This window comes from Nocardia sp. NPDC060220, assembly GCF_042727815.1.
Lineage (GTDB): Bacteria > Actinomycetota > Actinomycetes > Mycobacteriales > Mycobacteriaceae > Nocardia.
Window position 1 is genome coordinate 1 of record NZ_JBHWZY010000335.1, and the last position, 7,097, is coordinate 7,097.

The 7,097-nt window shown below is 67.4% G+C and carries 7 protein-coding genes; 4 read left to right on the forward strand and 3 right to left on the reverse strand.

All coding sequences use genetic code 11. The features are described from left to right. The coding region (locus ACFWF3_RS18480) for a DUF885 domain-containing protein (protein WP_379314599.1) at positions 1–1,009 on the forward strand (1,009 nt) is incomplete at its 5' end. A 7-nt stretch (positions 1,010–1,016) separates the two neighbouring features. Here the strand turns inward: ACFWF3_RS18480 and ACFWF3_RS18485 are convergent. Further along, complete coding sequence (locus ACFWF3_RS18485) at positions 1,017–1,928, reverse strand: hypothetical protein (protein WP_379314600.1); 912 nt, start codon at positions 1,926–1,928, stop codon at positions 1,017–1,019. Positions 1,929–2,040: 112 nt separating this feature from the next. Between ACFWF3_RS18485 and ACFWF3_RS18490 the strand changes: the two genes are divergently transcribed. The 3 genes from ACFWF3_RS18490 to ACFWF3_RS18500 all read left to right on the forward strand — a co-directional run bounded on the left by ACFWF3_RS18490 (position 2,041) and on the right by ACFWF3_RS18500 (position 5,120). After that, positions 2,041–2,361 carry a hypothetical protein gene (locus tag ACFWF3_RS18490; RefSeq protein ID WP_379314601.1) on the forward strand — a complete coding sequence of 107 codons (321 nt, stop codon included), beginning with the start codon at positions 2,041–2,043 and terminating at the stop codon, positions 2,359–2,361. 92 nt (positions 2,362–2,453) lie between these two features. Then, positions 2,454–3,704: a YhgE/Pip domain-containing protein gene (locus ACFWF3_RS18495; RefSeq protein ID WP_379314602.1), complete on the forward strand. Its 1,251-nt coding sequence runs from the start codon at positions 2,454–2,456 to the stop codon at positions 3,702–3,704. Positions 3,705–3,869: 165 nt separating this feature from the next. Then, positions 3,870–5,120, forward strand: coding sequence for a PucR family transcriptional regulator (locus ACFWF3_RS18500; protein ID WP_378995016.1), 1,251 nt, complete (start codon positions 3,870–3,872; stop codon positions 5,118–5,120). A 25-nt stretch (positions 5,121–5,145) separates the two neighbouring features. Here the strand turns inward: ACFWF3_RS18500 and ACFWF3_RS18505 are convergent, their stop codons facing one another. Then, complete coding sequence (locus ACFWF3_RS18505; RefSeq protein WP_379314603.1) at positions 5,146–6,444, reverse strand: protoporphyrinogen/coproporphyrinogen oxidase; 1,299 nt, start codon at positions 6,442–6,444, stop codon at positions 5,146–5,148. Next, positions 6,441–7,097, reverse strand: a 657-nt coding sequence (locus ACFWF3_RS18510; protein WP_379314604.1) for an AfsA-related hotdog domain-containing protein, incomplete at its 5' end; no start/stop codon positions are given. The genes ACFWF3_RS18505 and ACFWF3_RS18510, both read right to left, overlap by 4 nt.

Genomic DNA, 7,097 nt, shown 5'->3' on the forward strand with positions numbered 1-7,097 from the left:
GGATGCCGTCGGCGAGCAGACCTACCGGCTCTGGTCACGCTATTTCACCGGCGCGGACCTCGACCTGCGGGAAGCCTACGACTGGGGCTGGGCGGAATTCGCCCGGCTCGAGGCCGAGATGATCGCCGTTGCCGCCCGGATCGCGCCGGGTGCCTCCCTCACCGAAACCGCGACAGCGCTCGACGCAGACCCGAGATACCGGGTGCGCGGGCGGGCCGGACTCCGGGCGTGGCTACAGAAGATGTCCGACGAAGCCCTGGCATCGTTGCGCGCGAAGCACTTCGAGATCCCCGACGAGCTCATGCGATTGGAATGCACCATCGCGCCGCCGGGCGGAGTCGTCGGTGCGTATTACATCGGCCCGACCGCCGATTTCCGCCGACCCGGACGCATGACCTGGTCGGTGGAGCCGGACAAAGAGGATTTCACGACCTGGCGCGAGGTCAGCACGGTCTATCACGAGGGTGTGCCGGGCCATCATCTCCAGATCGCGACCGGGGTGTACGAGGCGGATTCGCTGAACACCTACCAGCGGTTGATGTCGTTCACTTCCGGGCACGGCGAGGGGTGGGCGCTCTATGCCGAACGCCTCATGCAGGAACTCGGCTACCTCGACGACGACGGCCACCTGTTCGGGATGCTCTCCCAGCAGCTGTTCCGCGCTGCCCGGGTGGTCGTGGACATCGGGATGCACCTCGAGTGGGAGATTCCGGCCGGCGCCGACTTCCACGAGGGCGAGCGGTGGACTCCCGATCTCGGCCTGGAGTTCCTGCTGACGCGGACCCTCGAAGACGAAACCACCGCTCGCGACGAGATCGACCGCTACCTGGGCTGGCCCGGACAGGCGCCCGCCTACAAGATCGGTGAACGCCTCTGGCTGGCGGCTCGCGAGGAAGCCCGGGCGCGCGCTGGAGCGTCGTTCGACATGCGGCGATTCCACACCCGCGCGTTGCGATTGGGCGGCATGGGACTGGACACGATGCGGGCACAACTCGCCGCCATGGAGTGAGCGGACTTCAGAACAGGCTGGTCTGCGCGGGTTCCGGCGTCGCCGTGATCGCGGAGTCGAGTTCGATGCGGCGACCGACCAGGCGGGTGTCGTTGACCAACACGAGTTCGCTCGCGCCCGCGGTGTCGCGGCAGGCGATGGTGTGGCCGTGCGCGGTGACCGCGTCGAGGACGTATTCGCCTGGCTCCCCGGCGATTTCGGTGGCGACCGGGAATCGGCCGTACGCCTGGATCGTGGCGTAGAAGTCCCGCCCGCCCGACCAGGCGATGTCGGTGCGCGTGATGTCGGCGGGCAGCGTGCCCGCGGCGTGCTCGGCCGCGTCGGCGACCGCGGATTCCAGCACCGCCCAGGGGCGCAGCGGTTTCGTGAGGATGCGGGTCTTGGTGACCCCGGCGACCGCCTGCCCGATTCCGGCTCGCTCGGTCACCGTCCGTTCCAGATCTCGAACGTGCAGCCCGTCCGGGGAATCGGTGATGAACCGGGCGACCAGCGCACCCTGTTCGAAGAGACGGCGATTGCGCCGCGACGCCGAGGCCGTACCGACCTTGGTCATCCCGTCCCCGAAATACGCGATGTAGAGATGGTGCGGCTGCGACATATAAGCGCGGACCTGTTCGGGCAATGCCGTGAGCGGGCCCCGGTGGCTGTGCACCACCGACCACCCCTCGGTGACCCGGCACTGCTCGCACTGGCGCCCGGTCTCGACCCGTGCGCGACGGGGACACGCAACTTTCCCGCGACGTCCCGCACCGAACCCGTTGTAGCCCAAGCAGAATCGTCCCGAATCGGTGATCCGGAACGCCAGCCGCGTGCCGATCCCGGGCAGCAGCTCGGTGGTCCCGTCGTCGCCGAGCAGCTCGTAGAACCATCGACCCTGCTCGTCCCAGCGAGTGCCGCAGTACAGGGCCGTGGAGGTCATCGGTCGAACCTACACCGGCCGGTCGGTGCGGATCACAAGTCGGCAGCCGAAAGATATCTGAACCACCAGTAACCCCCGCACGATTTCCCACACCGTGAATCGGTCACCTACGTTGAGCGCACAGCAGGGGTGCGAAACCGGTAAGGGGAAAACAATGGACGATCTCGAGCTGCTACTCGACACGGCATTCACTGTGACACCGACCGTCCACATGGATTGCCTGACGCAACAGCTGATGGTCGCCGTCGAATCCTGCTCGCGCAACGGAATCCCCTTTCCCCGAATATGGGAAGAGGTCGAAGACGCACTCGACATGGTCCCGGCGGGCATCCCCGCCGAGTGGCGTTCAGAACTGAGGCTCTACCTCAGCGATCACGTGATTTCGGCATTCATGAATGTACCGTCCGACGCGAAACCGTTACCCGGCGTGTGAGCTTTTTCGGACCGGCGCCAACGCTCGATCACCGGCGTTGGACAGATTCCAACGCACCGCCGCGCGGCCTGGGTCGCTGTTAGCGTGCGGCGGTGCGTATCTGGCTGTTCCCGACGATCGTCCTGACCTTGCTCAGTGCGCTGATGGCCACGATGTATCTCGGCTACATCGTGGACCCCGAGAAGAATCTGCACGACTTCCCGATCGCGCTGGTCGACCAGGATGTGGGCGATACGCTCGGTTCACCGCCGCAGTGGCGCGATATCGGCAACGAGATCACCACAGCATTGCGCGACGGTGTCCCCGCGGACAAGATCGACCTGCGCGTACTGGGAATTGCCCAGGCCGAAAGACAGCTACGCAGCGGCGAACTCTACGGCGCGATCATCATCGCGGGCGACTTCACCAAACGACTCGGCAATCTCGGTATGGGAAGCGTGATTCCCGGCGAGATCGAACGTCCCACGATCACCGTGCGGACCAATCCACGCACCGGCGCGTTCGCCTCGGCGATCGTGCAGCGATTCAGTGACCGGGCGTTGACCGAGGTGAACACGCGGATCGGTGAGCAACTACTCGATACCGTGTCCGGGTCACTCGGTCCTGATTACGCACTGCCGGGTGCGACCGCAGTGACACTGCGCAACCCGGTCGAGGTGATCCACACCGAGTTCCATCCACTGCCCGACGGCAGCGGGGCCGGGCTGGGTGCCTTCTTCTACGCTCTCGTACTCCTGCTCGCGGGCACGCTCGGCGCGATGATCGTCCACACGATGGTCGACGGCGCACTGGGATTCGTGCCGACCGAGTACGGGCCGTGGTCACCGCACGTGCGACCCGCGCGGATCTCCCGATGGCGCACACTGCTGCTCAAATGGGGCGTGCTCATCGTCGCGGCGCACCTCGTGGCAGCGGTACTGCTCGTCGTCGCGCGCGTGCTGGAAATGCCGATCGCGCAGCCCCTTCCGCTGTTTCTCTACAGCGCGTTCGCGATGATCGCCGTCGGTGTCACCGGCCTGTCGGTGCTTGCCGCGCTCGGCTCGGCGGGGCTACTGGTGAACTTGATCGTGTTCGTCATTCTCGGGTTGCCGTCCTCGGCCGGTTCGGTGCCGATCGAGGCCACCCCTCGCTACTTCGGCGTGCTGGCCTCGTTCGAACCGCTGCATCAGGTGTACACGGCGGTCCGCGCGATCCTGTACTTCGACGCCGATCTGGGGTCCGGGCTCGCGAGGGGTTTCTGGATGACCGCGCTGGGCCTGGCGGTCGGACTGGTACTCGGCGCGGCGAGCACGTCGGTCTATGACCGCGTCGGACTGCACCGCAACCGTGCAGCGAACGGGTGACCCCACGCGCTTGTGAGTCCGCACAACCCCGGCTGTGAGGTCGTCGTGATCCCACCAGGCCATTCCATGGGACCGGCGACTACGACCTCCGATGTGGCTATGTTGCGATTCACACAAGTCCCACGACCAGCCCCATTCGCTGTCTGCCACACCGGAGTGCACTCGATGAATTCTCAAGCCATGGACCGGATACCCAATCCGCTCACCATCGCGGGCGGCCGGGCCGCGTCGAGTTTTCTGGGAAACGCCGACGAGCTGGTTTCGCAGCTGGTCTCCTATTTCGCCGAGAACGTGATGCCCTGCCAAGCACTGCCGAGCGAGGCGATGCGGGGTGACGTCACCGAGTTCACCCGCCGCTGCCTGGCGCTGGCGATGGAGATGCTGGACAAGCGCACCACGCCGTCCGAGCAGCAACTGGTGGCGCTGCGCGCGGCATCCGCCCAGCACGCGCGGGAGGGCGTGCCCGTCGGCACCTTGTTGCGCGCCTACGCGGAGGGGTTCCGGATCGGCTTCGAGCTCGTCGTCGGGCAGGTGACCGCAGCCGACCTCGCCGAGGTCGTCGCGGGTACCCGCCTGCTGCTGCGCACGCTCGAGGTCATCAACGCGACGGTGACGAGCGCCTATCTCGACGAACAGCGCCAGGTCGCCAAGGAACACCAGACCGGTGCGCAGACGATGGTGTCGGCGCTGCTGAGCGGCCACGGCGTCGGCGCGCTCACCCGGCAGACCGGGATCAGAGTCGCCGATTCCTATCAGGTGGTGGCGCTGATGATTCCGGAGCTGGCCGAGGAGCACGACCCGCGCGTGGACGCGCAGGTGGTGGCGCGCCGCAAACTGCGGCGGGTGCAGGCGGCGCTGGCCGATGCTTTCGCCTCACGATCACTGGCCCTGCTGAGCACCAACGGTGGCACCCTGCTGATCCCGAGCGATGAACCCGAGCTGGTGCGCATGACCGGCGATGTCCTCGCCACGATCAGCGCGACCTCGGGAGTCGAGCTCACCGCGACTCTGGTACCCGCCCCGACCGAGCAGATCCCGCAGGCCACCGAGGAGGCACACGAGCTGCTCGAGCTGGTGCGCGGCATCGCCAAACCCGCAGGACTGTACGAGCTCTCGGATGTGGCGATCGAATATCAGCTCACCCGCCCCGGTCCGGCGCGCGAGCATCTGGCCGGTGTCATCGCCCCACTCGCCACCCATCCCGAGCTGCTGGAAACGCTGCGGACCTATATGGCCACGGGCCTCAATCGCAAAGCCACCGGCCGGCGGCTGCATGTGCACCCCAACACCATCGACTACCGGCTGCGTCGAGTGAGCGGGCTGACCGACCTCGACCTGACGACCGCGGAGGGCATTCTGCGGGCCCGTATCGCACTGCTCGCCGACGATATGGTGCACACCCGGGGCGCCGCGTGATCTCGCGTGGCGCCCCGGGCCTGGCTCACGCGATCAATGCCCGGGCCGCGGCGATGCCGGATCGATAGCAGGCCTCCAACTGGGCGCCCAGCAGGTAGTCACCCGCAAGCTGGAGTCCCGCAACGGATTCGGTCTGTTCGCGCACCACTGCGCGGAAACCGGCGTGATCGGGAAGGTAGGCGCAATGCGCCGCGGCCCAGCTGCGTGTTTCGGTCCGCACCCGCTCGATCGCCGGGCCGCCGAGATGACCGCGCACCTTCGCCTCGGCGTCGTCGATCCACGTCGCCAAGAGCTGCGCATCCGGACTCGGCCGGGCATCGCGCCCGCTGAAGGTGTAGCGGACGATATCGAGATCGTTCACCCCGTAGACCCCCGCGGCACTGCACGGCCCCGAGTCGAACGCGATCGAGCGAACGGTGCTGCCGAAGAAGGGCCGCTCGTACTGCACCACCGCGACCGTGGACGGGTAGTAGGCCACCTCGCTCAACGCCTTGCTCAGCGCGGGAACCACGGGTTCCAGCAGGCCGGCCGCGGCGTGCGCCGGGGTTGCCAGGACAACACCGTCGTAGGCGGAAAAGGTAGTGGCACCACCGTTTTCCGCGGTATCGAGCCCGATCACCCGGCCGTCGCGCACCACGAGGCGATCCACGCGGGTGCCGAGCCGGACCGGCACCTGTCCGGCGAACCAGTCCAGGACCGGCTGCATGCCGTCGACGAGCTGGTCGTAGCGATCCTGCACCATGCCGAGGCTCACCCCGAACGCGCCGAGGTACACCTCGTCCGGCTCGGCGGCGTTGAGCCGAACTGTCAACGGTCGCAACACAGTACGCCCGAACTCGGCGCCGAAATGCGCGCCGAGCGCGACGCTGTCGTTGGCGGTGCCCGCTCGCCCGAACCAGTCCGACCCCAGGTAGCGATTGCGTTCGTCGAATCGAACGCGCGCACCGTAGTAGAGCATGCGCGCCGCGTCGATCGGCGAACCCATCCGCAGCAGATGGCGAAGGAATCCGGCGATGCCGGGGTTGTCGAGTGTCACCAGTTCGCCGTTGATGATCTGCGAGCTGTTGATCCCGAAGGGCTCGTACGCCCGTCCCCCGGACGCGGCGACGAACCCACGCAGCTCGTGGTAGTGGCGGCCGATGTTCTTGCCGCCCATCATGATCGGCCGACCGCCGAGGGAGTCGAAGCCGCAGCGGCCGCCGAGCACCGCGTCCTGCTCGAGCAGTTCGACGGTGTGGCCTGCCCGGTGCAGCGCGAACGCGGCGCCGATGCCGGACAAGCCGCCGCCGATGACCGCGTACCGTTTCGCCGATGGTGTCGTCATGATCCGAGCTCCTGTCGTTGCGTGGACACGGGATAGTGCGCCAACTCGACGTGGGCGAGGGCGATGCGGTTGCCGTACTGGTGCAGCGCCACCTCGACCGTGATCTCGACCAGGTCGAGATCGCCGACGGCGGCGGTGGTGCAGGTGATGGGGGCGTCCAGTTCGGCGAAGTCGGTGAACTGGGCTTCGAGGTCGATCACCGCGGCGACCGGTGAGCCGAGCAGACCCGCCGAGGTCGCGGACAGCACCGCTGCCTGCCGGAACGCCTCGAGCAGCAACGGGCCGGGGACATGGTCGTATTGATGGTCGAAGAAGCTCGGATGGCCGCGGTCCACCACCACGACGAGGTCCTGCGCCGTGGTGCGGGCCAGCACGACATTGCGTGGGTCGCGCCTGCCGACGAGTTCGGGTGGCAATCGCCGCACCGAGTCGGGACCGACCGCGGCGAGGGTGGAGCGCTTGCCCTGCTGGAGTTCGCGGAACTCGTCGTAAGCGTCACGGGGAAAGGTGATTCCGCTGCCGCGCAGGGTCATGGCCAGTGCCCCGTGGACGGACAGCGTGGCGTCGAAGGATACATCGTGGTAGTACCCGCGCCCGGTGCCCGCCGCGCCGGGACGCAGGCGCACCACCCCCTCGAGCGGGTCGCGTTCACC

What these genes read in the sequence shown, in the direction of transcription:
- ACFWF3_RS18485 (WP_379314600.1), bottom strand. Translation starts at nt 1,928, where the DNA reads ATGACCTCCACGGCCCTGTACTGCGGCACTCGCTGGGACGAGCAGGGT.
- ACFWF3_RS18500 (WP_378995016.1), top strand. Translation starts at nt 3,870, where the DNA reads ATGAATTCTCAAGCCATGGACCGGATACCCAATCCGCTCACCATCGCG.
- ACFWF3_RS18505 (WP_379314603.1), bottom strand. Translation starts at nt 6,444, where the DNA reads ATGACGACACCATCGGCGAAACGGTACGCGGTCATCGGCGGCGGCTTG.